This is a genomic window from Nonomuraea sp. CX421, assembly GCF_059358955.1.
In genome coordinates this window covers 71,428-93,262 of record NZ_JCADBK010000009.1, presented here as the reverse complement: position 1 = coordinate 93,262, position 21,835 = coordinate 71,428, and the positions used below count along the sequence as shown (strand labels likewise).

Here is a 21,835-nt window from a genome sequence, read left to right as displayed (position 1 = left end):
GGTGTGGGATCGTGCCGACACGAGGCGTAGGGGGCGATGATGCTGAGGCCCGTCACAGATCGCGATCTGCCCGTCATGCGCCGCTGGCGCAACCACCCACGGGTCCGCGCGGCGAGTTTCACCACCCATGAGATCGGCGAGGTCGAGCACGCCCGCTGGTGGGCGGCGGTCAAGGACGACCCGGCCCGGCGGGTGCTGGTCTACGAGCACGACGGGGCGGCCGCGGGCGTGGTGACCTTCTCCGGGCTGCGGCCCGGCTCGCGGTGCGCCGACTGGGGCTTCTACCTCGATCTCGACGGTCTCGAACGGTCCGGCGCCCTGGTGCGGGCATGGATCGGGCTGGAGCGGGCGGCCGTCGGCCACGCCTTCGGCCCGCTCGGGCTGACCACGCTCCGGGGCGAGGTGCTGGCCGGCAACGAGGCGGTCAGGCGGCTGCACCGCCGGTTCGGGTTCGCCGAGACCGGCCGGCACACGCGACACGTCGACGGCGCGCCCGTGGACGTCGTCGCCATCCAGCTCACCAGGGAGGAAGACGCGTGATCGAGATAGCGGGCCGCGCCATCGGAGCCGACCGGCCGCCGTTCGTCATCGCCGAGATGTCCGGCAACCACAACGGCAGCCTGGAGCGGGCCCTCGCGATCGTCGACGCGGCGGCCGCCGCCGGTGCCCACGCGCTGAAGCTGCAGACCTACCGGCCCGACACCATCACGATCGACGCCGACGGTCCGGCCTTCCGTCTGGGCGACGGGCACGAGCTGTGGGGAGGTGAGCGCCTCTACGAGCTGTTCGAGCGGGCCCACACGCCGTGGGAGTGGCACGAGCCGATCTTCGACCGGGCCCGCGCGCTGGGGCTGGTGCCGTTCTCATCGCCGTTCGACCCGACGGCCGTGGAGTTCCTGGAGAAGCTGGACGCGCCGGCGTACAAGATCGCTTCGTCGGAGGTCGTGGACCTGCCGCTGATCCGGCTCGCCGCCGGCACCGGCAAGCCGCTGATCATTTCCACCGGCATGGCGTCGGTCGGCGAGATCCACGCCGCCGTGCAGGCCGCCCGCGAGGGCGGCTGCACCCAGCTCGCCGTGCTGGCGTGCACCGCCTCCTATCCCGCCTCTCCCGCCGAGAGCAACCTGCGCGCGCTGCCGCTGCTGGCCGGGCTCACCGGCGCGGTCGTCGGCGTGTCCGACCACACGCCGGGCCTCGGCGCGGCGCTCGCGGCGGTGGCGCTCGGGGCCTGCCTGATCGAGAAGCACCTCACGACCGCCAGGAGCGACGGGGGCGTCGACGCGGCGTTCTCGCTGGAGCCCGCCGAGCTGGCGGCCCTGGTCGTGGAGAGCGAGCGCGCCTGGCAGTCGCTGGGCTCCCCCGTCATCGGCCCGCGCGCCTCCGAGCGCGAGGGGCTGCGCTTTCGCCGGTCGCTCTACGTGGTCCGGCAGGTGCGCGCGGGCGAGCCGGTGACCGGGCAGAACGTCCGCTCCATCCGGCCCGCGGGCGGCCTGCCTCCCGCGGCCGCCGCCGAGGTGATGGGCCGCCGCTTCACCCGCGACGCCGCCCCCGGCACCCCCCTCACCTGGGACCTCGTCTGACCTGCGACCTGTGAGAGGTCAGAGGAGCGTGAGCAGGGCGTCGGCGACGCGTTCCCGGCCTCTGCCGTCGATCAGGCCACTGCCCCGCCTGCCGTACTCCTCGCGCAGCCCGGCGTCGGCGAGCAGGCGGGCCAGCGTCTCAGTGGCGGCCGCGTCGGCCTCAGGGCCGAGCCCGGCGGCGATGCCGTCACGCACCAGCGGCTCGTAGCCGACCAACTGGTTGGCCGCGACCCAGGTCAGCGCCGTCGGCACGCCCAGGTAGAGCAACTCCCAGACGGTCGAGCCGGCCGCCGAGACCACCAGATCGGCCTCGGCCATCAGCTGGGGCAGCCGGTCGGTGGGCGGGATGACGGTGACGGGCCCATCGATCCGGAACTTCCTGGGCGTGATCACCGTGGCGGAGAACGGCAGCCCGGTGTCGAGCAGCGCCCGCGTCCAGGCCGGCGCCACGCCCGCGCTGTCGGTGCCGCCGAAACAGCACAGCACCCGCGGCGCACCAGAGCCCAGGCCGCGCCGGCCGTGCTCAGCGCTTGGCCGTATCACCTGGCCGAACCCGCCCCTGCCTCCGGCGGACAGGTCTCCGGCGGGTTCGCGGACTTCGCGGACTTCGCGGACTTCGCGGACGCTGTCGCGGAGCAGGACGTAGCGGGCGCCCGCCAGCCGCTCACCGGCCATCGGGAAGGCGCGCAGCTCGGCGCCGAGGTTCTGGTCGAGGTAGAGATCGGCCTCCTGGCCGAGGGGGTCGCCGTCGACGATGGCGAGCACCGCCGCGCCGGTCGCCCTGATCGCCGCGCCGGTGCCGGGAGCCAGCTCGTACGAGTCGAGCACGACCGCGCCGAGCCCCAGGTCGCGCACCAGCCCGGCCAGCCGGTCGGGCCGGTCGGGAGCGGGGACCAGCGGGAGCCCGCGTTCGAGCAGCTGGGTGCGCGCCCACGGGGAGCCGGCCAGGTTGCCGAGGAAGCGCACGTCCACCCCCCGGGAGCACAGCTCCTCGGCCAGCGCGACGCAGCGCACCAGATGGCCCAGCCCGCTCCGGACCCCCACGTCGCACCGGATGCCGATCCCGCCCATCAGGCCTCCTGCAACGCCTTCTGCTCGACGTGCGCGTTGAGCAGGCGGATCTCCGGCCGGTCGCGCAGGAAGCCGGCCAGCGTGGCGAACGGCACGCACCGGTCGCCGAACTCGGCGACGACGCGCGAGATGAGCCGCCAGTCGTCCTCGGTGTCGAGCGTGACCCGCAGGTCGGCCGCGGCCGGGGCGTGGGCGAGGCCGAGCAGCCGCGCGCCGCCCGGATGCGTGTAGACGTAGGAGGTGACGTGCGCGCGGTGGTGTCCGGTGGCCTCCCGGTCGGCCCGGCGCAGCGCGGGCAGGCCGACGATCTCGACGTCGAGACCGCGCGGCAGCGTGCGGGCCAGGCCGGTGCTCAGGTAGTCAAGGCCGGGAACCGCCCGGTAGACCAGCGCGGTCTCGCGGATCACCTCGGGGTCGAGCAGCGGGCAGTCGGCCGTGATCCGCATCACCGCGTCACCGGGGCAGGCGGCGAGCGCCTGGACGTACCTGGTGAGGACGTCGTCGACCGGGCCCCGGTGCCACCGGACGCCGAGGGTGCGGCACCGCGCCACGATCGCGTCGTCGGCCGGCTCGGTCGTGGTCGCCACCACCAGGTCGTCGACGGCGCCCGCCTGGCGTACGGCGCGCACCACCCAGCCCAGCACCGAACGGCCGTGGAGATCGCGCAGCACCTTGCCCGGCAGCCGCGTGGATCCCATCCGCGCCTGGATGATTCCGACAATCCGCACCGAAGCCCCAATCCCCCATGTGACCGTGCGTGGCCAGCAGACCGCGCTATGCTACCGGCCGACCCGGACGACTACAGCGCGTAAACGCCACCAGGGGGCCACGTGAGCATTCTCAGTGGATCGTCGGTTCTGATCACCGGAGGCACGGGGTCCTTCGGCAAGGCGTTCATCCGGCACGCCCTTGACTCCCTCGACCTGCGCCGGCTGGTGGTGTTCTCGCGCGACGAGCTGAAGCAGTGGGAGGCCCGCCAGCTGTTCGGCGACGACCGGCGGCTGCGCTGGTTCATCGGCGACGTCAGGGACCGCGACCGGCTGACCCGGGCCATGCACGGCGTCGACCACGTGGTCCACGCCGCCGCCCTCAAACAGGTCGACACCGCCGAGTACAACCCGTTCGAGTACGTCCGCACCAACGTGTCGGGCTCACAGAACGTGGTCGAGGCGGCGATCGACAGCGGGGTGAGCAGGGTCGTCGCGCTCTCCACCGACAAGGCCTCCGGCCCGGTCAACCTCTACGGCGCCACGAAGCTGGTCGCCGACAAGCTGTTCGTGTCGGCCAACCACTACGCCGCCGGCCACGTCACCCGGTTCGCCGTGGTGCGCTACGGCAACGTGGTCGGCAGCCGGGGCTCGGTGGTGCCGTTCTTCCGGCGGCTGGCCGAGGAGGGCGGCAGCCTGCCGATCACCGACAAGCGGATGACCAGGTTCTGGATCACGCTCGACCAGGCCGTGCGGTTCGTCGTCGAGTCGTTCGAGCTGATGCGGGGCGGCGAGCTGTACGTGCCGCGCATCCCCAGCATGCGGATCACCGACCTGGCCGAGGCGGTGGCCCCGCGGAGCCCGGTCTACGAGATCGGCATCAGGCCGGGCGAGAAGCTGCACGAGGAGATGATCGGCCCCGACGACGGCCGCCGGGCGCTCCGGCTGGCCGACCGCTACATCGTCCAGCCGACGATCGCCACCTGGGGCTACCAGCCGCCGCAGCACGCCGAGCAGTTGCCCGAGGGCTTCTGCTACCGCTCCGACACCAACGACCGGTGGCTGTCGGTCGACGACCTGCGCGCCATCGTGGCGGCCGGCGTCTGATGCTGCCCTACGGACGCCACTCGATCACCGAGGACGACGTCGAGGCGGTCGCCGAGGTGCTGCGCGGCGACTGGCTGACCACGGGCCCGGCGGTCGGCCGGTTCGAGGCCGAGCTGACCCGCTGGACGGGCAGGGTGCCCTGCCTGGCCGTCACCTCGGGCACCGCCGCCCTGCACGTCGCCTACGCGGCCACCGGTGTCGGGCCGGGTGACGAGGTGATCACCTCTCCGCTGACGTTCGTGGCGACCGCCTCCACCGCCGTCCTGCGCGGGGCCCGCGTGGTCTTCGCCGACGTACAGCCCGACACGGGCAACCTCGACCCCGGCGCCGCCTCGGCGGCGGTGACCGGCCGCACTCGCGCGATCACCGCGGTCGACTACGCCGGCCATCCGGCCGACTACGACGAGCTGCGCGAGGTCGCCGGGCGGGCCGGCGCGACACTGATCGGCGACGCGGCCCACTCCCTCGGCTCGACCTACCGGGACCGCCCAGTGGGGCGGCTGGCCGATCTCACCACGTTCTCCTTCTTCCCGACCAAGACCGTGACCACGGCCGAGGGCGGCGCGGTCGCGGTGGCCGACCCCGAGCGGTTCGCGCGAGCCTCCCGCTTCCGCAACCACGGGCTGGTCAGGGAGCCCGCCGAGCAGCGCGACCCCGAGCACGGCGGCTGGCACCAGGAGGTCCACGAGTTCGGGCTCAACTACCGGCTGCCCGACGTGCTCTGCGCGCTCGGTCTCAGCCAGCTGCGGCGGCTCGGGGCCTTCCGGGCCCGGCGGGCCGAGCTGGTCGCCCGCTACCATGCGCTGCTCGGCGGCCTGCCCGGTCTGACGCTTCCGGCGCGGCGGTCCTACACCGAGCCGAGCTGGCACCTCTATCCGATACGGATCCACGACGGCCGCAGGCGCGAGGTCTACCAGCGGATGCGCGCGGCCGGCATCGGGGTGCAGGTCAACTACGTGCCCGCCTATTGGCATCCGGTGTTCGAGGACCTCGGCTACCAGCGCGGGCTCTGCCCCGAGGCCGAGGCCTACTACGCCGAGCAGCTCTCGCTGCCGCTCTTCCCCGACCTCACCGACGCCCAGCAGGACCGGGTGGCCGACCACCTGGCCGCCGTCCTGCGCTGACCCGGCTCAGAGCTCGGCCGGCACCAGCCGCCGTCGCCGCCCCGGCTCAGAGCTCGGCCAGCACCAGGCAGCCGTCGCCGCCCCGGTCCACCTCGAAGCGCCGGTCGGCGACGGTCGCCATCGGCCGCTCCCGGGTGCGCACCAGGGGCCTGATCTCCCGGCCCTGGTCGATGACCACCTCCCACCTCGACTCCTGGCCCACGGACTCGTCGACGTCCCGCAGCGGAACCCGGGCCCGGAAGCGGTGCCCGGCCATGACCAGCGGAAAGTACATCTCCTCCCCGTCGCTCCTGCGCACCAGCCGCAGCACCGGTTCGCCGTCGCCGAGATCGGCCAGCTCCCCCGACAGGACCAGGTCGTCGCCGTCGACCCGGCACTCGCCGATGACGGCCTGGGCCCGGCACAGCCGCAACCCCCACACCCCCCTGCGGTTGCGGACGGGAACCAGCCAGGTGTTGCCCCGGCGCGCCGGGGCCGGCGGCGCGAGCGGCAGTCCGCGAGGCGTGGCGACCCGTCCGGCCAGCCGCAGCCCGGTCGCCCGCAGCTCGGCTCGCAGGTCCCACTGCCCCCTGCGGGTGAGCTGCGCCGTGGTCAGCGCGGCCGGGTCGAACGCGAACCCGAAGGGAAAACCGCCTCTCTCCCAGGGGACGCCGCGCCTGCCTGCCCGGCCGGGGAGCGGCACGGTCTCCCCGGTGCCGCGCTCCTCCAGCCACACGCGGACGGCGGTCCGGCGCAGGTCCCTGCCGTCGAACCGGCCGGCCGACAGCACCCCCTGGCCGTACAGGACGCCGTCGCGCCATTCCAGGGTCGTCAGCCGGGTCACCAGCTCCAGCTCGTCGGTGACGTCCGACAGGTGCTCGGGCATCGCCGGATGCCGGCCGTACCACCGCCTGCGGCCGAAGCCGGGGCGGCACAGGCGCGGCCACAGGCGCTCGTCGCGTTCCTGCGCGAACAGAAAGGCGAGGTCGTCCAGCCGCCGTTGGTGCAGCAGGTGCACGAGGAGCCGGTGCGCGTACGGGACGCCCAGCCACTCCTCCGGCGCGACGCCGTCGAGGTAGCGGACGGCGAGCTCGACCAGCGCGGGGTCGGCCTGGTCGCCCACCGCGGCCACGGCCTCCACCGCGACGGTCAGGTCGATGACCAGCGTGTCGCGGTCGAAGTACGGCTTCAGCTCGGGCGCCCGCTCAGCGAGCAGTTCGGCCGTCTGCAGCACCGAGAGCAGGCGGTCGTGGAGGTTGCCCGGCTCCAGGCGGCACTGGGTGATCGAGGCGTTCTCCTCGTCGCGCTGCCGCCAGTGGTAGACGACGCTCTTGAGCACGTCGACGGCGGCGGCTCCCACGTGGGCGGCGACGGAGACCGGCTGGTCCTCGTACCTGCGCTCGGGGAAGCTCAGCCCGAGGTCGTCCCAGAAGGAACGCCGGTAGACCTTGTTCCAGACCATGCGGTCGCGGATCAGCAGCGGATGGCTGGTGATGTGGGTGCGCTTCAGCGGCTCGGCGAACGCCTTGCGGTGCGCCCAGGACGGCACGAGCAGGTTGCGGTGCAGCCGCATGACGTTTCCGCAGGCCAGGTCGGAGCCCGTGGACTCGAGCGACGACAGCAGCCGTTGGAAGGCGGTGGGCGGCACCGTGTCGTCGCCGTCGACGAAGGCGAGGTAGCGGCCGGTCGCCTGGCGCACCCCGGTGTTGCGGGCGTGCCCGGCGCCGTGGTTGGCCTGCCGGATCAGCCGCACCCGCTCGTCGGCCGCCATCGCGGCCTCCACCACCGCAGCGCCGCCGTCGTGGCTGCCGTCGTCGACACAGATCACCTCCAGGTCCCGGAAGGTCTGCGCCCCGATCGAGTCGAGGCAGGTTCCGAGATACTTCTCCACGTCGTGGAACGGGACGATCACCGAAAGAACCGGCACGAGAGCCTTCTTTCCTCAGCGAGACAGCATGCGCTTGACCCTGCGGGCCACCTTCCGCGGATGGACGAGGCGGCGGGAGAGGCGATATCCGAGCGTTCTGCGGTAGGCGGCCACCTTCCGCTGGCTCCTGCGCACCTTGGCCCGGGCGCGCACCAGCTCGCGCTCGCGGTAGGTGAGCTTGGTCTCCAGGCGGGCGACCCGGGCCAGAGCGGCGGTGAGCTGGTCGGCCAGGCGGTCGCGGGCGCCGAGCAGGTCGCGGTAGGTGGGCGACGCGTCGGGCACCTCGGCCGGCTGCCCCAGCTCGGCGTCGAGCTTCCTGGCCAGGTCGAGGTCGGCCTGGTCGCACGGCTTCCCGGCCATGCCGCACAGCGTCAGGGTCAGCTGGTCGGCCGCCAGTGGCCACGGCCACGGGTGGTGGTGGCCCGCCGCCAGCAGCCGGACCGCGAACCTCCACAGGATCCGGCAGAGCACCACCCGGGCGACCGGCGTGGTGGCCGGAGCGGGCACCGGGATGACGGCGGCGAAGTGCTCGCCGTCCCACACGAGGTTGTCGACCGTGGCGTCGCCGCCGTCGGTGACCCAGTCGGCCAGCTTGGCGAGCAGCTCGCGCACCGCGCGGACGTCCTCGCGGGCGCACGCCTCGACCAGCAGTTCCTCCACGACCCGGCCACGCGGGATCGGGCGGGCGGCGCCGCCCGGCAGCCGCCTGATGGCCTCCGGCGTGATCTCGTGCACGGCCCGGCCCACCTCGATGAGGCCGGGCGGCAGCTCGACGTCGCCCGCGTCGCCCGGCCTGGTGGCGACCGCCACCCACGCCGGGGCCAGCTGCTCGCCGAGCCCGTGCCGGAACGCGAGCCGCGACAGCCGCAGCGGATCGGCGACGCGCATCGTGTCGCCGCCGCGCGCGCTGAGCGGGACCGTCAGGGCCTCCGGCAGGTTACGCTCCAGCAGCTCGCGCCCGAGCAGCGCGCGCGGGGCGCGGCGTCCGGGGTAGGCGGCGTAGCAGCGGTCGACGGCCAGTCCTGACGCCTCCAGCGCCTGGTCGAGCGGGCCGGAGCCGCGCGGGTGGCTCGGGTCGAAGCCGTGCGGCTCCCACTGGCCGTCGCCGCCCTCCCGGTCGGGGGGCCGGGCCTCGACGAACCGGTCGATGCCGAGGTCGTTGGCCACGGCCAGGACCAGCCGCCCGCCCGGCGCCACGAGAGCGGCCAGCGCGTCGAGCGAGGCCCGCCAGGCGGGCGCGGGTTCCTCGGCCGAGCTGGTGCGCTGGAGACCGTCGAGCGCCAGGACCAGGTCGTACGGCTCCTCGACAGTGAGCGCCCGCAGTCTGCCGCAGTGCACGGTCAGCGCGGGGTGACGCTCGCCGAGCGCGCACGCGTCGGGATAGGAGCGCACCAGCACCGCGACCGACCCCGCCCTGGCCGCGACCGCGTCGACGAGCGCCTGCGGATGCGGGCCTGCCAGCAGCACCCGGCCCTCGGCGGGGAGCAGCCGCCTGACCAGCTCCAGTCCGGCTCCGCGCCAGTCGACGGGGTCGTCGGCGTCCGACCACAGCAGCATCTCGCCACCGATCAACCGGACGTTCTGGGGTGCCTCGTTCATGCGGACCGCACCCGCTTCCAGCCGAACATGCGCCGTAGCTCCTCCGGTGTCGCCTGGTGGTCGAAACCCAGCTCGCTCCGGGCGGTCTCGGCGGCCAGGGCGCGATCGACGTGCACTCCGTGCAGCTCCGGCCACAGGCGCCGCCGCCGGGCCGTGCCGCCGTACTCGGGCCGTTCGTCCTCGTACTGCATGGGATCGCCGTAGACGGCGACGTCGCAGCCGACCGAGACGCCGTAGAACAGCGCGCTGCCGAGCCGGTTGGAGGCCACCCGGCGGTGCCTGCGCAGCTCGATGAGCTGCCTGCGCAGGAACCCGCGCCCCTTGCGGTCCCAGCGCGAGCCGCGCTCGCCGTGACAGACCACCCGGAAACCCACCGATTCGTACGCCTGCCGAATGGCCGGATTGGCGAATTCGAGCCAGTAAAGACAGACGGTCACAGGGCCGGTCTCCACCTCGCGGATCTCGGCGGCGAGCCGGGCGTGGTCACCGCGGACCGAGCTTTTCTCCCAGCCGTGGAACGGGTACCAGATCGTCCCTTTCCGTTCCGGCACCCTGCCGAGATCGGGCTCCAACTGGAGGAGGTAGACCCAGGGGGCCCCGATAACGTAGTGGCCCCTGCGCCCCATCGACCAACCGCGGCGTCGGAGCACGTCAGACCAGACGAACCGGGGATATCCGGGGCTGCACCAGTGGTCGTCGGGCGGAAATCCGTGAAGGTAGTTCCAGCCGTGTTGCAGGAATCCCTGGATTCGCTTGGGCGTGTCGTCCGCCAGGCCGCAGTATCTACCGAGTATTCGGGAATGCCCGTACCAGTGATTGGACTTGTCCATCATTCCCCCTGAAGTGACCGGCGTGCCGCGTCCGAGATTCGCAGCCCGGCCACCGCGCCAGAGGCGTTTATACGGTTCCATTACCCGCGACGGTTCCGGGTTTGAGCCGTGCACGATCGGGGCTACACTACGTTCCGGCACGACCACAGAGAGTGAGTCATCATGAGTCATCTCGACCGGCTGCGCGACGTCTTCCGCGCCGCGCTGAGCCTTCCAGAGGGCACCGACGTCGACGGCCTCGAATACCGGGCGATCCCGCAGTGGGACTCGCTCGCCCACATGGCGCTGGTCGCCGCGATGGAGGACGAGTTCGCCGTGATGATCGACACGGACGAGATGATCGACATGAGTTCGTTCGCGCACGCGGCCCGGCTGCTGGAAAAGCACGGTGTCAGCGCCGCGCTCTGACCCGCGCGTGGCGCTGGTCACCGGTTCGACCTCGGGCATTGGGCGGGCCGTGGCCGTCAGGCTGGCGAAGGCCGGGCACGAGGTCGTCGTCCACGGGCGCGACCAGGAGCGCGCGGCGAAGGCCGCGGCCGAGATCGCCGCCGAGACCGGCGGGCGGGCCGGTTCCGTCCACGGCGACGTGGCCGACCCCGACGCGGTGTCCGCGATGATGCGCGAGGTCCGCAGACGACACGAGCGCCTCGACGCACTGGTGATCAACGCCGGGGTGCACGAGGCCGGGCTGCTCGGCATGATGTCCAGCGCCGCGGTGGTCAGGCTGTTCGAGACCAACGCGATGGGCGCCGCGCACACCCTGCAGGCGGCGGTCCGGCTGCTGCGCCGGGGCATGAGCCCCGCCGTGGTCCTGATCTCGTCGGTCATGGGCCACCGTGGGGCGCCCGGTCAGGCGGTCTACTCCGCGACGAAGGCGTCCCTGCTCGGTCTGGCCATGGCCGCCGCGCGGGAGCTGGGGCCGGCGGGCATCCGGGTCAACGCGGTGGCCCCGGGCTACATCGAGACCGGCATGCTGGCCACCCTCGACGACCGGGCCCGCGCCGCGACGGTCGCCGCGACCCCGCTCGGCCGCCTGGGCAGCTCCGACGACGTGGCCGCCACCGTGGCCTTCCTGCTCTCCGGCCACGCCGGCTTCATCACCGGCCAGGTCATCGGCGTGGACGGCGGGCTGGTGCTCTGAGGTGGCCGACTTCCCGCATCCCGAAGCCCGGCTGGTCGTCGCCGGTGAGCCCGGCGCGCTCGCCGGCGACGCGTTGACCACCCGGATCGAGCGCACCGCCCAGGTCCTGACCCGGCTGCCGCCCGGCCCGCTGTTCTGCGGAATGCGCAACGACCTGGCGTCCGTGGTGCGCTACCTGGCCGCGTGGCGGGCCGGCCGGCCGGTCGCGCTGCTCGACCCCGACCTCTCGGCCGGCGCGCTGACCGAGCTGATCGCGCGGTTCAGGCCCGCTGGGCTGACCGGCTTCGCGCACGCCGTCGAGGGCTCGCCGCGCGGCCGGCGCCCCGACGCCGAGCCGCATCCCGAGCTGGCCGTGCTGCTCGCCACGTCGGGCTCGACCGGCAACCCCAAGCTCGTCCGGCTGTCGCGGGCGGCCGTGCTGGCCAACGCCCGCGCCATCGCCGACGCCCTGGCCATCGGCCCCGGCGACGTCGCGCCGACCAGCCTGCCCCTGCACTACAGCTACGGGCTGTCGGTGCTCAACAGCCATCTCGCCGCGGGCGCGACCGTGGTGCTCACCGACGCGGGCCTGCTGGAGCGCTCGTTCTGGACCCATCTCGACGGCCACCGCTGCACCTCCCTCGCGGGCGTCCCCTACCAGTACGAGATGCTGCGCCGGCTCCGCTTCGACCCGGCCGAGCATCCCAGCCTCACCACGCTCACCCAGGCGGGCGGGCGGCTGCGACCCGAGCTGGTGACCCGGTTCGCCGCCGTCGCCGAGCGCTTCTTCGTGATGTACGGCCAGACCGAGGCCACCGCCCGCATCGCCGTCCTGCCGCCCGAGCGGCTGCCCGACAAGCCTGGCTCGGCGGGCCTGGCCCTGCCCGGCGGGCGGCTGGCCGTCGACGGCGGCGAGATCGTCTACCACGGCCCCAACGTGATGATGGGCTACGCCGAGACCGCGGCCGACCTGGCCCGGGGCGACGACCTGGGCGGCGTGCTGCGCACCGGAGACCTGGGCCACCTCGACGACGAGGGCTTCCTCTTCCTGACCGGCCGGGCCAGGCGCATCGCCAAGATCTTCGGCGTGCGGGTCAACCTCGACGACGTCGAGGGGCTGCTGCGCGACTGCGGCCCGATCGCGGTGACCAGTGGCGACGACCGGGTCACCGTCTGGGCCGAGGGGCTCGACCGCGACGGGTGCGGCCGGCTCGCCCGGCGGCTGGGCGTGGAGCTGCGGCTGCACTGGAGCGGCTTCGACGTGCGCGCGGTCGACCGGCTGCCGATGCTCGCCACGGGCAAGGTCGACTACCGCGCGCTGGAGGCCCGCGCGTGACGGTCTTCACCCTGACGGAGGCCGAGCGGGAGGCGTTCCTGCTGCCACGGCTGGCCGCGCTGACCGTCCGGCACCGCGATGCCTGCCCGCCCTACGCGCGGATCTTAGCCGCGATCAGGTCGGAGCCCCCCTACGCGCGGGTGGCAGACCTGCCGTGGCTGCCGGTGCGCCTGTTCAAGACCCACGAGCTGCGCAGCGTGCCGCGAGAGCGGGTGTTCCGGGTGCTGACCTCCAGCGGCACCACCGGGCAGGCGCCCAGCCGGATCCACCTCGACCGGGAGGCGGCGGCGGCCCAGCCGCGCATGCTGGCCGCGACGCTCAGGACCGTGCTCGGCGAGCAGCGGTTGCCCATGCTGATCGTCGACAGCCGCGCGGCGGTGCGCGGCCCGGCCCTCAGCGCCCGGGGAGCGGGCGTGCTCGGCATGATGAACCTCGGCAGGCACTACACGTTCGTCCTCGACGAGGGCGGCGAGGTCGACGCCGCGGCGGTGCGCGCCTTCCTCGCGCGGCACGGCGGCGGGCGTTTTCTGATCTTCGGGTTCACCTTCATGGTCTGGCTCCACCTGCGCGAGCTGGGCCTCGACCTGTCGCGCGGGATCCTGATCCACTCCGGCGGCTGGAAACGCCTGGCCGACCAGGCGGTGGACGCCGCCGTGTTCCGCGGCGCGCTCCGCCGCGAGTGCGGGCTGACCCGCGTCCACGACTTCTACGGGATGGTCGAGCAGATCGGCACGGTCTTCCTCGAAGGCCCCGACGGCGGCGGCCTCTACTGCCCCGACTTCGCCAACGTGCTGATCCGTGACCCGGAGACGTGGGAGGAGGCCCCGCCGGGCGTGCCCGGGGTGGTCGAGGTGGTCAGCACGTTGCCCACCTCCTATCCGGGGCACGTCCTGCTGACCGAGGATCTCGGCGTAGTGCACGGCATCGACGACGGCGTGTGGCCGGGCAAGCGCTTTTCCATCCTCGGGCGGCTGCCCCGTGCCGAGGTCCGCGGCTGCAGCGACACGGCGGTGCCCGCGTGACACCCGCCGCGGCACTGGTCGAGGTGCTGTTTCCCACGACGCGACCCGTGACGGTCGAGGCCCTGCTCGACGAGCTCTCCTCCGGCGCGACGCTCTCGGGTGGGACGTTGCGGGCCGGGGACGGGCGGATGCGTGACTTCCTGGCGGCGTTCGGGCGGCGGCTGCTGACCCCCGAGTCGGCGCGTCGCCATCCCGAGCTGGCCTCGCTCGGCTTCTTCCTGCGGCCCGGCGAGCTGGCGCGCACCGTCGACGGGCTGCGTGGCGAGCACCTGCGGGTGCCGCGCGGCCTGATCCTGCACATCCCGCCCGCCAACGTCGACACCGTCTTCGTCTACTCGTGGGCGCTGTCCGCCCTGATGGGCAACCGCAACGTCGTACGGCTCTCGCCGCGCGCCGGGGCCGTGGCCTCGACGATCGTGCGGACCCTCCAGGAGACGCTCGCCGGGGCCGACCCGGTGGTGGCGGCGACGCAGCGCATCGTCACCTACGACCGTTCCGACGTGGTCACCGCGGCGCTCTCGGCGGCCTGCGACCTGCGGGTGATCTGGGGCGGCGACCGTACGGTGGCGGAGATCCGCCGGCATCCGCTGGCGCCGCACGCGCGCGACCTCACCTTCCCTGACCGGTCGTCGTTCGCGGTCATCCGGGCGGCGGCGTGGCTGGAGGCTCCTCCGGGCACGCGTGAGGCGGTGGCCGACGGGTTCGCGAGCGACTCCTACTGGTTCGACCAGGCCGCCTGCTCGTCGCCGCGCACCGTGTTCTGGGTGGGCTCGGCCGCCGACTGTGACGCGGCGCGGGCCGATTTCACCACCTGCCTGGCGCGGGCGGTGAAGCGGCGGGGCTGGACCGTCGACACCGCGATGGCGGTCGAGAAGCGGGTGGCGACCTACGGCCTGGCCGCCGACGGCGCCGCCGACACGGTCGGCTTCCACGGCAACACCCTGGCCAGCGTGGTTCTGGCCGGTCCCGAGGCGGCCCCCCGGCGCTGGCTGGGTGCGGGCACGTTCGCGCACACCCGGCTCGCCGCCCTGGCCGAGCTGACCGGCCTGGTGAGGCGCAAGGACCAGACGCTGGCGCATTTCGGCTTCGCGCGGGCCGAGCTGGAGGAGCTGGCCGAGTCGCTGGCCGGACGGGGGGTCGACCGCATGGTGCCCGTCGGCGGCGCGCTCAGCTTCCACCGGGTGTGGGACGGTGTCGACCTACCGGCCGAGTTCACCCGCCTGGTCACCGTCACCGGGTGACCCGGCGCACCCGTCCAGTTTTGGGCTTAAGGTGTCACCTGTGGTGGTTCACGGCTTGCTGGCACTGTCACTGGCGACGAGCGTCCTCCCCGCCGCCGACGTCCAGGCGAAGATCGACTGCTCCAAGGTCAAGTGCCTGGCGCTGACCTTCGACGACGGCCCGGGCAAGCACACCCGCACCCTGCTCGACCTGCTGAAGAAGGAGAAGGTCAAGGCGACCTTCTTCGTCACGGGCAAGCACGCCGAGGAGTCTCCGTCGGTCGTCAGGCGGGCCGCGCGCGAGGGACACGCGATCGGCAACCACACCTACTCCCACCAGTCGCTGCCACCGCTGCTCACCTACGAGATCAGCGACGAGATGCGCGCCGCCTCGGCCGCCATCGAGGACGCGACGGGCAGGCGGGTGCGAATGTTCCGCCCGCCGTACGGGCACACGGACGAGCGGGTGCTGGGCATCGCCGGCGAGCAGGACCTGGCGCAGGTGCTGTGGACGGGCACCACGCTCGACTGGAGCCTGCGTGACGCCAAGAAAATCAAGGCCGCGGTGCTCCGGCTGGCCAGACGTGACGGCGTGATCCTGATGCACGACACGGTCCCGCAGACCGTCCAGGCCATGCCGGCGATCGTCAAGGAGCTGAAGAAACGCGGCTACCACCTGGTCACCGTGCCTGCGTTAGCGGGAGCCAAGGGAGCCAAGGGGCTGCGACCCGGCGTCAGCTACCCCTAGAGCTCGCCGAGTCCGGGGTTTCCCGGCTGCCCGGGAAATGGAACCATGCAGACCGAGACCGCGAAACGTCCGCGCTGGGCGCCGCTCGCGACCTTCGTCGCCATTCAGGCCGTGCTCGCCTGCTGGTGGGCGGCCTTCTATCCGGGCCTGTTCAGCCGCGACTCGGTGCTGTATCTCAGCCACACGATGGCCGGCCCGTGGGTGAGCGACCATTCGGTGGCCTACGACGGGCTGCTGTGGCTGAGCATGCGGATGACCGGCGACGTCGGCCTGGTCACGCTGCTCCAGACGACCGCCATGGCCGCGGTGCTCACCTATCTCGCGGGCGCGCTGAAGGCGCTCGGCGCGCCGCGCCGGTCCACGACGGCGGTGGCGATCCTGCTGCCCTTGCTGCCGCCGGTCGGCGCGTTCGCGGTCGCGCTGTGGAAGGACGTGCCGTTCACGCTCTGCGCCGTCGCGATCGCCGCGGTGTGCGCGGGGATGGCGGCCGGCCGCACCCTCAGCGGCCCCCGGCTGGTCGCGCTCGGCGGGCTGATGACCGCTCTCGGCCTGTTCAGGGCCAACGGTTTCCTGGTCGTGGCGGTGGCCGTCGTCGTGCTGGTCGTGGTGGTCAGGACCAGGAGAGCCGGGCTGGCGGTCGTCGGCGCCGCGGCGGCGGCCGTGCCCCTGCTGCTGAACAACGTGGTGCTGCCGCACGCCGGCATCTCCGCCCCGTCCAGCACGTACGTCTACCACACGGCGTTCGGCGACGTCGCCGTCCTCTACCGCGACCATCCCGAGGTGTTCACCGACCAGGACCAGACGTTGATGACCGCCGTCGCGCCACTGTCCAGATGGCGGGAGGGCGGCACCTGCCACACGATCAACACGCTGATCTGGCGGCGCGACTTCAGCTGGCAGCAGGCCGACAAGCACGCGGGCGAGCTGCTCAGCCTGTGGAAACGCCTGCTGCTGGAGCACCCCGGTCTGATCGTGGAGGCCAGGCTCTGCAGGGGGCAGATCGCCTGGCGGCCGGCTGAGGACGAGTGGGCCGTCGGCGGGGAGACCTACCACTTCTCGCTCCGGCCCACCTCCGAGACGTACGTCGGCCCGGGCAAGGTGCCCGACTATCCCGAGCGGCAGGTCTTCCGGCTCCGGCCGAAGTCGCCCGACCTGCACCGGGTGGCCGAAGCCTGGCTGATCGGCAGCACCGAGTACGACTCGCTGATCTGGCGGGGCGCGCTCTGGGCCTACCTGGCGTACGTGGCCGTCGCGCTGGCGGCGTGGGCGCTGCGCAACCGCTACGTGGTGGCCGTGGCCGCGGTGGTCGCCGGGCAGCAGCTGGCGATTCTGGCCAACATCTCGGCCCAGGACTTCCGCTACATGGCCACGCCCATCTACGTCGGCATGCTGCTCCTGCCGCTGCTGGTGGCCGCCGCCTGGCGCCTGGTCCGGCGGAGGAGGCCGCCTGCGCAGGCTCCGGCACCCGACTGACGATCAGCCGGTGGCGGGCATTCCGTGCCGGGCCGCCACGCTCCCGTGCGCCTGGAGCGGCAGGGGGATGGGCAGAAGCCGAGAGGCTCGCATCCGCTGACAGTAGGTGTCAGTGGACTCGTCGTACAGTCCATGACGTTCAGCGAGAAGAACATGAGCTCCCCGCGCTTGAGTACGAGCGAGCCACCTGGAGTCGCCACAGGTTCTTCCCTGACCCCCTGAACTCGACGGCAATCTCGCCGACACGCGCCCGGAAGGACCAATAGGCCTTTGAACGACTTCGACTTCTACATCGGCACCTGGAACGTGGCCAACCGCAGGCTCCTGAAGCGAGGTATCGGCAGCGAAGAATGGGAGGAGTTTCCCGCAAGGTCCGTCTCACACAGCGTGTTCGGTGGCGCGGGCAACTTCGACGAGATCACCTTCCCGACCAAGGACTTCGACGGCGCGACGATTCGCCTGTACGACGCCGGGCGGAACGAGTGGTCGCTCCACTGGATCAACAGTGAGCGTGGCCTCGACCCGGTTCCGGTCGTCGGCCGGTTCGTCGACGGGGTCGGCAGGTTCTACGCCGACGACACCGACGATGGGCGCCCGATCCGGGTACGGTTCACCTGGTCCGGGATCATGCCGGATTCCTGCCATTGGGAGCAGGCGTTCTCCTATGACGGCGAGCGGTCCTGGGAGACCAACTGGGTCATGGATTCCACCCGCGTCTCCTGACAGCGCCGTGGGCCGAGAGCCGCGAGCGTCCGTCGCCGAACTGCTCGCGGCGCCACGGACGTTCCGGTCGATCCGCGGGCACCAGAAGTCGGCGAGTTGGTGGCGGAGTTCCAGTGGGCTGACGCCCAGGGAGTCGGGGGCACCGACGCGGATCGGCCGGCAACCTGGCGGTGGTGTCCCGTGGCCCTTCTGGAGAGCCACGGGACCTTCCCGTCCTAGCGCAGGGTGAAGGCGCGGAGCGTGGTCTGCTTGACGCGGTTGCCGGCCGCGTCCCACGCCTCCGCCTTCAGGCTGACCGCGCCCTTGGTGCCGGCCAGGCGCGGATACGTGGCCGAGGCGGTGTAGTCGCCTCCGCGACCGCGGCGGACGTCGACGGCGGTCCAGCGCTGACCGTCGTCAGTGCTGATCCACAGCTTCAGGCCGGCGATGGCGGGCATCCGGGCGGTCCCCGGCGAGTGGTAGACGTTGACGTCGAAGGTGTGCCGCCTTCCCGCCGGCACGGTGTTGTCGAGCCCGATGTCGTCGGACAGGTCATAGGAGACGAACACGACCGGCTCCGGCCGGCACGGGTCCGGGGCGCCGATCAGGGAGCCCAGGCAGTCTTGGCCGGGCAACGTGGCGCTCTTGGTGACCGTCTCGGAGCGGAAGGTCCACTCCGCCGTCGTCCGGGTGCTCGGGTTGTCGAGGGTCAGCCGGTAGTCCCCCGCCTCCTTGGGCAACGTGAACCCGGGGAGGCCACTCGTGAGGTCGAGCGGGATCTCCGCGCCGTTCCGGTAGAGGCGTGTGTCACCGAGCCAGATCATTCCGGTCTGGCTCTGTGCCCCGATCTCGTTGTAGTTGGTCCACAGGGTGTCGCCCTGCCGGCAGATCGAGCAGGCGGCGACGCTCTGCGGAGAGTCATCGATCAGCCGCTGGACCGGGTCGGGCACGGTGGTCGCGCCCGGTGTCAACGGCCCGGCATTCCAGTGCTGGGTGTGGCGTCCCGGCTTGTCGAACACGTGCAGCGTGCGGAGCGACCTCTGCTGCTCACTGCTCACCTCGCGGACGACGATCAGCTCGGGGTCGATCGGGCCGACGTACTCGGTGCGCCTGCCCGGTCCGTTGATCACCGGCAGGTGCGCGGCGAAGGCCCCCATCTGCCCCTTCCTGATGAAGGACGCCGCGACGAGGTACTCCGTGGGGACACCGGAGTGGTAGTGGGTGTCGATGGTCGCGAGCTGCCTGTTAGTGATCTTGAAGGTCGGCGTGGCGGGCACCCGGCCTCTCTCGGCGGGAGCCAGCTGGTAGCCGTAGGACGCATGAGGCCTGCCCTGAACGGCGATGGTGACCGGCCCCTTGGCGAGCCGCTTGATCAGCGCTCGCGCTTCGCCGGGAGACACGCTCACGTAGGGGATGCCGATGGTCGCGGGGTTCTCCCAGGACTCGGGCCACACTGTCTGGGGGATATGCGGCCCGTCCCCGCAGGAGTAGAGCGGCGCCGACGGCCACAGCAGGATTCCGGACGCCCCCGCCTCACGGATGTTCCGGACGCGGTCCAGCCCCGCGCCGCAGGCGCCGTCGTCGTCGAGCAGCGCCAGCTTGCCGCGCAGGTCGAGGCCGGCCAGGTTCTCCGGCTTGCCGACCCCGGCGTCGACCAGGTTCGCGGTCAGGTCGCCGGTGAAGGGGACGTACTCCAGCGGGGTGCCCTTGAGCAGGTCTCCGTCATGCGCCCAGACCTCCGGGTGCAGTTGGAGCGGGTCGCGTCCGCGTACCTCCATGGTCACCTCGCGAGGGGCCAGTCCCCAGTGGGTGGAGAAGCGGAACTCGCTCTTGGTGACCTTCTTGGTGGGAGTGACCCAGTGCCGGATGAAAGGAGCGGACGCCGTTATGGAGTACCAGGTGCTGCCGTCCTTGAGCGTGTGCTGGAAGTAGGTGAACCCCTGAGAGCCCGGGGACGCGACGGCCGGTTTCGGGGTGCTGAAGCCGATCTCCTTGAGCTTGCGCGCGTCCAGGGTGACCTCGGTGTCCTCGGACACCTCGACCTCCGGTGCCAGCGTCCAGCCAACGTTCGACAGGTACGAGGACGGATCCACCCAGTTGACCGCCGCGGTGACGCTGTAGAAGCCACGCGGCACCTGGACCCGGAAGACGCCGGGCGACTCTCTCTTGGCGCGGCGGGCGAGATCGCCCCGGCCACCGGTGAGGTCCAGGACGCCGAGCAGGCGCGGGTTCGCGGGCGCGCCCTCGCGGTCGAAGGTGCGGATGGTGAGCGTGACCTGCGGCGGCTCGCGGGTCAGGCCGACGGGGACGGTCAGGCGGGTGCCGTGGTCGTCGGTCGCGGTCACCGCGCCTGTGTACGTGCCCAGTCCGAGATCGGCCGAGGTCAACGTGACGGTGGCCTTGGCGGTCTGGCCCGCCGGAACGGTCAGGGTCCCGTCCACCGTCAGGACGCCCTGGGGGACGGCTTCGCCGGCGACGGTCGTCAGCCTGGGGGTCAGGGTGAGGGTCACCGGCTGGTCGGACGTGTTGGCGTACGCGATCTCCTTGCTGATCGGCGCGCTGCCGTCGTTCACCGAGCCGTAGTCGAGGTTCGCGGTGGCGGCGCGCACCCGCTGGGTGATCGCGTTCGCCAGGTCCAGCCGGCCGGCTCCGCGCTCGTAAACGGTCCCGTCCACGTCCTTGGCGGTGCTCATCAGCGCGGCCTTCAGCTCGGCGGCCTTCCAGTCCGGGTGCTGCTGGGCGAGGATCGCCGCGGCTCCGGAGACGTGCGGCGTGGCCATCGACGTGCCGGACGCCGCCGTGTAGGAGTCGTCGGCCGGGTTGCCCATGCTCGTACCAGCGGCGCGGGCGGCGACGACGTCGACGCCGGGAGCCGCGATGTCCGGCTTGAGCGCCCCGTCGAGCCGGGGGCCACGGCTGGAGAAATCGGCCAGTTTGTCATCGTTGTCAGTGGCCGCGACGGTCAGGGCGGCCTGGGCGGCGCCGGGAGCGCCGACGGTCTCGGCCGCGCCCGCGTTGCCCGCGGCCACGACGAACAGCGTGCCGGTGTCGGCCGTCAGGTTGTCGAGCGCCTGGCTCATCGGATCGGTGCCGTCGGTCGCGTCACCGCCCAGACTCATGCTCACGATCTTGGAGCCGCTGGTGGCGGCCCACTGCATGCCCTCGATGACGTCGCTCTCGTACCCACCGCCGGAGTCGTCGAGCACCTTGCCAACGACGAGTTTCACGCCGGGTGCGACGCCCTTGTACTTCCCGTCCGAGGCTGCGCCACTGCCGGTGATGATCGAGGCGACATGCGTGCCGTGCCCGTGGCCGTCCTTGACCGACTCGACGTCGGGGACGAACGACCGGGTTTCGGCGATCTTGCCGGCGAAGTCCGGGTGTGCCTCGTCGATGCCGGTGTCCAGGACGGCGACCTTGACGCCGGTGCCCTCGAATCCGGCGGCCCACGCCTGCGGCGCGCCGATCAGCGGCACGGTCCGGTCGAGGTCGGCCGCGACCTTGCGGTCGAGCCACACCTTGGTCAGCCCCGCGCTGAGGGTGCTCGCCGTCCTGCCCTCCGCCGTCCGGCCCAGTACGGCCGACCAGAACGTGGCGCTTTCCTGGTGCGGCACGGCCAGCGCGGCGGCGTTGATGCTGTCGAGAGTCCCGGTCGCCGAGCTGGCCGGCAGCGCCTCGGCCGTGGCCTTGAGGCCCTTCGTGGCCTCGGGATACTGCACGATCACCGGGGTGTGGGCCGAGCGGTCGTTCGCGTAGCCGTGCTCGGCCAGGTATTTCACGTCGAAGAACTCGCGGTCGACGCGCCCCGCCTCGATCGCGGGCAGCACGTCGTCGGGGTAGACGTAGAAGCCGTCGGGCGTGGCCTGGCCGTGGAAGACGGGCAGCGGCCTGCCGGGCCTGACGGCGGCCTTGGTCTCGAAGCCGTAGCGCCCGCCGCCCGCGTCGGTCAGCGTCACCTTGTCACCCGTGATGAGGGTGATCTCGTGCTTGCCCGGCTTGACGCCGTCGAGCGTGATCGGCCCTGAGGTCTGCCTGGCCTGGGCCTGGTCCTGGGCAGCGGCGGAGCGGACCGGCACCACCGTCGCGGCCATCGCGATCACGGCGACGGCCGCGACCGGCCATCGTCGCCGCGCGCCTGGGGGGAACTTCATGGGGGTCTCCTGAGGGGTGTCAGAGTGGCTCGTACTCGTCGGCGCCGGCCTCGGCCTCGGGCAGGGCTTGCTCCTCGTCGGAAGGGTCGTCCCGAGGCTCATCCGGAGGGATGCACATGGGCAGAGCTTCGGTCAGCCG

The 21,835-nt window shown here is 72.5% G+C and carries 18 protein-coding genes; 12 read left to right on the top strand and 6 right to left on the bottom strand.

Annotation, left to right across the window (positions count from 1 at the left end; translation table 11 throughout):
- Window positions 1-39 precede the first annotated feature (39 nt).
- A complete protein-coding gene (locus AC5L3X_RS18570) occupies window positions 40-540 on the top strand; it encodes a GNAT family N-acetyltransferase (protein WP_494858334.1) in 501 nt (166 codons plus the stop codon).
- The gene (gene pseI / locus AC5L3X_RS18565) at window positions 537-1,580 is read left to right on the top strand and encodes a pseudaminic acid synthase (RefSeq protein WP_494858333.1); all 1,044 of its coding nucleotides are present in this window, start codon (window positions 537-539) and stop codon (window positions 1,578-1,580) included. Before AC5L3X_RS18570 ends, pseI begins: the two co-directional genes overlap by 4 nt.
- A gap of 18 nt (window positions 1,581-1,598) precedes the next feature.
- On the opposite strand, the gene AC5L3X_RS18560 is transcribed toward pseI, so the two are convergent.
- Entirely contained in the window at window positions 1,599-2,651 is a 1,053-nt protein-coding gene (locus AC5L3X_RS18560) for a PseG/SpsG family protein (protein ID WP_494858332.1), read from the bottom strand.
- Window positions 2,651-3,379 (bottom strand): cytidylyltransferase domain-containing protein, encoded by a 729-nt coding sequence (locus AC5L3X_RS18555; protein WP_494858331.1) that lies wholly within the window; start codon window positions 3,377-3,379, stop codon window positions 2,651-2,653. Before AC5L3X_RS18555 ends, AC5L3X_RS18560 begins: the two co-directional genes overlap by 1 nt.
- A gap of 102 nt (window positions 3,380-3,481) precedes the next feature.
- On the opposite strand from AC5L3X_RS18555, the gene pseB reads away from it, so the two are divergent.
- Both pseB and AC5L3X_RS18545 read left to right on the top strand, forming a co-directional pair.
- On the top strand, window positions 3,482-4,465 hold the full coding sequence (gene pseB, locus AC5L3X_RS18550; RefSeq protein ID WP_189126285.1) for a UDP-N-acetylglucosamine 4,6-dehydratase (inverting): 984 nt from the start codon (window positions 3,482-3,484) through the stop codon (window positions 4,463-4,465).
- Window positions 4,465-5,589, top strand: a complete 1,125-nt coding sequence (locus AC5L3X_RS18545) for a DegT/DnrJ/EryC1/StrS family aminotransferase (RefSeq protein WP_494858330.1) — start codon at window positions 4,465-4,467, stop codon at window positions 5,587-5,589. The genes pseB and AC5L3X_RS18545 overlap by 1 nt, the downstream gene beginning before the upstream one ends.
- Window positions 5,590-5,635: 46 nt before the next feature.
- On the opposite strand, the gene AC5L3X_RS18540 is transcribed toward AC5L3X_RS18545, so the two are convergent.
- The 3 genes from AC5L3X_RS18540 to AC5L3X_RS18530 are packed head-to-tail and all read right to left on the bottom strand — an operon-like array spanning window position 5,636 to window position 9,720.
- On the bottom strand, window positions 5,636-7,495 hold the full coding sequence (locus AC5L3X_RS18540) for a glycosyltransferase family 2 protein (RefSeq protein WP_494858329.1): 1,860 nt from the start codon (window positions 7,493-7,495) through the stop codon (window positions 5,636-5,638).
- 15 nt (window positions 7,496-7,510) lie between these two features.
- Window positions 7,511-9,094 carry a hypothetical protein gene (locus AC5L3X_RS18535; RefSeq protein WP_494858327.1) on the bottom strand — a complete coding sequence of 528 codons (1,584 nt, stop codon included), beginning with the start codon at window positions 9,092-9,094 and terminating at the stop codon, window positions 7,511-7,513.
- Complete coding sequence (locus AC5L3X_RS18530; protein WP_494858325.1) at window positions 9,091-9,720, bottom strand: hypothetical protein; 630 nt, start codon at window positions 9,718-9,720, stop codon at window positions 9,091-9,093. The genes AC5L3X_RS18535 and AC5L3X_RS18530 overlap by 4 nt, the downstream gene beginning before the upstream one ends.
- 366 nt (window positions 9,721-10,086) lie before the next feature.
- Between AC5L3X_RS18530 and AC5L3X_RS18525 the strand changes: the two genes are divergently transcribed.
- The 8 genes from AC5L3X_RS18525 to AC5L3X_RS18490 all read left to right on the top strand — a co-directional run bounded on the left by AC5L3X_RS18525 (window position 10,087) and on the right by AC5L3X_RS18490 (window position 17,566).
- On the top strand, window positions 10,087-10,332 hold the full coding sequence (locus tag AC5L3X_RS18525) for an acyl carrier protein (RefSeq protein WP_189126290.1): 246 nt from the start codon (window positions 10,087-10,089) through the stop codon (window positions 10,330-10,332).
- 7 nt (window positions 10,333-10,339) lie between these two features.
- Window positions 10,340-11,065, top strand: a complete 726-nt coding sequence (locus tag AC5L3X_RS18520; RefSeq protein WP_378611255.1) for an SDR family NAD(P)-dependent oxidoreductase — start codon at window positions 10,340-10,342, stop codon at window positions 11,063-11,065.
- A gap of 1 nt (window position 11,066) precedes the next feature.
- On the top strand, window positions 11,067-12,380 hold the full coding sequence (locus tag AC5L3X_RS18515) for an AMP-binding protein (protein WP_494858323.1): 1,314 nt from the start codon (window positions 11,067-11,069) through the stop codon (window positions 12,378-12,380).
- Complete coding sequence (locus tag AC5L3X_RS18510; protein WP_494858322.1) at window positions 12,377-13,402, top strand: LuxE/PaaK family acyltransferase; 1,026 nt, start codon at window positions 12,377-12,379, stop codon at window positions 13,400-13,402. Before AC5L3X_RS18515 ends, AC5L3X_RS18510 begins: the two co-directional genes overlap by 4 nt.
- Complete coding sequence (locus tag AC5L3X_RS18505) at window positions 13,399-14,643, top strand: acyl-CoA reductase (protein ID WP_494858321.1); 1,245 nt, start codon at window positions 13,399-13,401, stop codon at window positions 14,641-14,643. The genes AC5L3X_RS18510 and AC5L3X_RS18505 overlap by 4 nt, the downstream gene beginning before the upstream one ends.
- Window positions 14,644-14,683: 40 nt before the next feature.
- A complete protein-coding gene (locus AC5L3X_RS18500) occupies window positions 14,684-15,370 on the top strand; it encodes a polysaccharide deacetylase family protein (RefSeq protein WP_494858319.1) in 687 nt (228 codons plus the stop codon).
- A 45-nt stretch (window positions 15,371-15,415) separates the two neighbouring features.
- On the top strand, window positions 15,416-16,843 hold the full coding sequence (locus AC5L3X_RS18495; protein WP_494858318.1) for a hypothetical protein: 1,428 nt from the start codon (window positions 15,416-15,418) through the stop codon (window positions 16,841-16,843).
- A 270-nt stretch (window positions 16,844-17,113) separates the two neighbouring features.
- Window positions 17,114-17,566 carry a hypothetical protein gene (locus AC5L3X_RS18490; RefSeq protein WP_494858317.1) on the top strand — a complete coding sequence of 151 codons (453 nt, stop codon included), beginning with the start codon at window positions 17,114-17,116 and terminating at the stop codon, window positions 17,564-17,566.
- A gap of 215 nt (window positions 17,567-17,781) precedes the next feature.
- Here the strand turns inward: AC5L3X_RS18490 and AC5L3X_RS18485 are convergent, their stop codons facing one another.
- Entirely contained in the window at window positions 17,782-21,696 is a 3,915-nt protein-coding gene (locus AC5L3X_RS18485; protein ID WP_494858316.1) for a S8 family serine peptidase, read from the bottom strand.
- Window positions 21,697-21,835: the final 139 nt, after the last annotated feature.

Coding starts and splice junctions, on each gene's coding strand:
- AC5L3X_RS18570 (WP_494858334.1), top strand. CDS start 40: ATGCTGAGGCCCGTCACAGATCGCGATCTGCCCGTCATGCGCCGCTGG.
- AC5L3X_RS18560 (WP_494858332.1), bottom strand. CDS start 2,651: ATGGGCGGGATCGGCATCCGGTGCGACGTGGGGGTCCGGAGCGGGCTG.
- AC5L3X_RS18545 (WP_494858330.1), top strand. CDS start 4,465: ATGCTGCCCTACGGACGCCACTCGATCACCGAGGACGACGTCGAGGCG.
- AC5L3X_RS18535 (WP_494858327.1), bottom strand. CDS start 9,094: ATGAACGAGGCACCCCAGAACGTCCGGTTGATCGGTGGCGAGATGCTG.
- AC5L3X_RS18530 (WP_494858325.1), bottom strand. CDS start 9,720: ATGGGGCGCAGGGGCCACTACGTTATCGGGGCCCCCTGGGTCTACCTC.
- AC5L3X_RS18525 (WP_189126290.1), top strand. CDS start 10,087: ATGAGTCATCTCGACCGGCTGCGCGACGTCTTCCGCGCCGCGCTGAGC.
- AC5L3X_RS18495 (WP_494858318.1), top strand. CDS start 15,416: ATGCAGACCGAGACCGCGAAACGTCCGCGCTGGGCGCCGCTCGCGACC.
- AC5L3X_RS18485 (WP_494858316.1), bottom strand. CDS start 21,696: ATGAAGTTCCCCCCAGGCGCGCGGCGACGATGGCCGGTCGCGGCCGTC.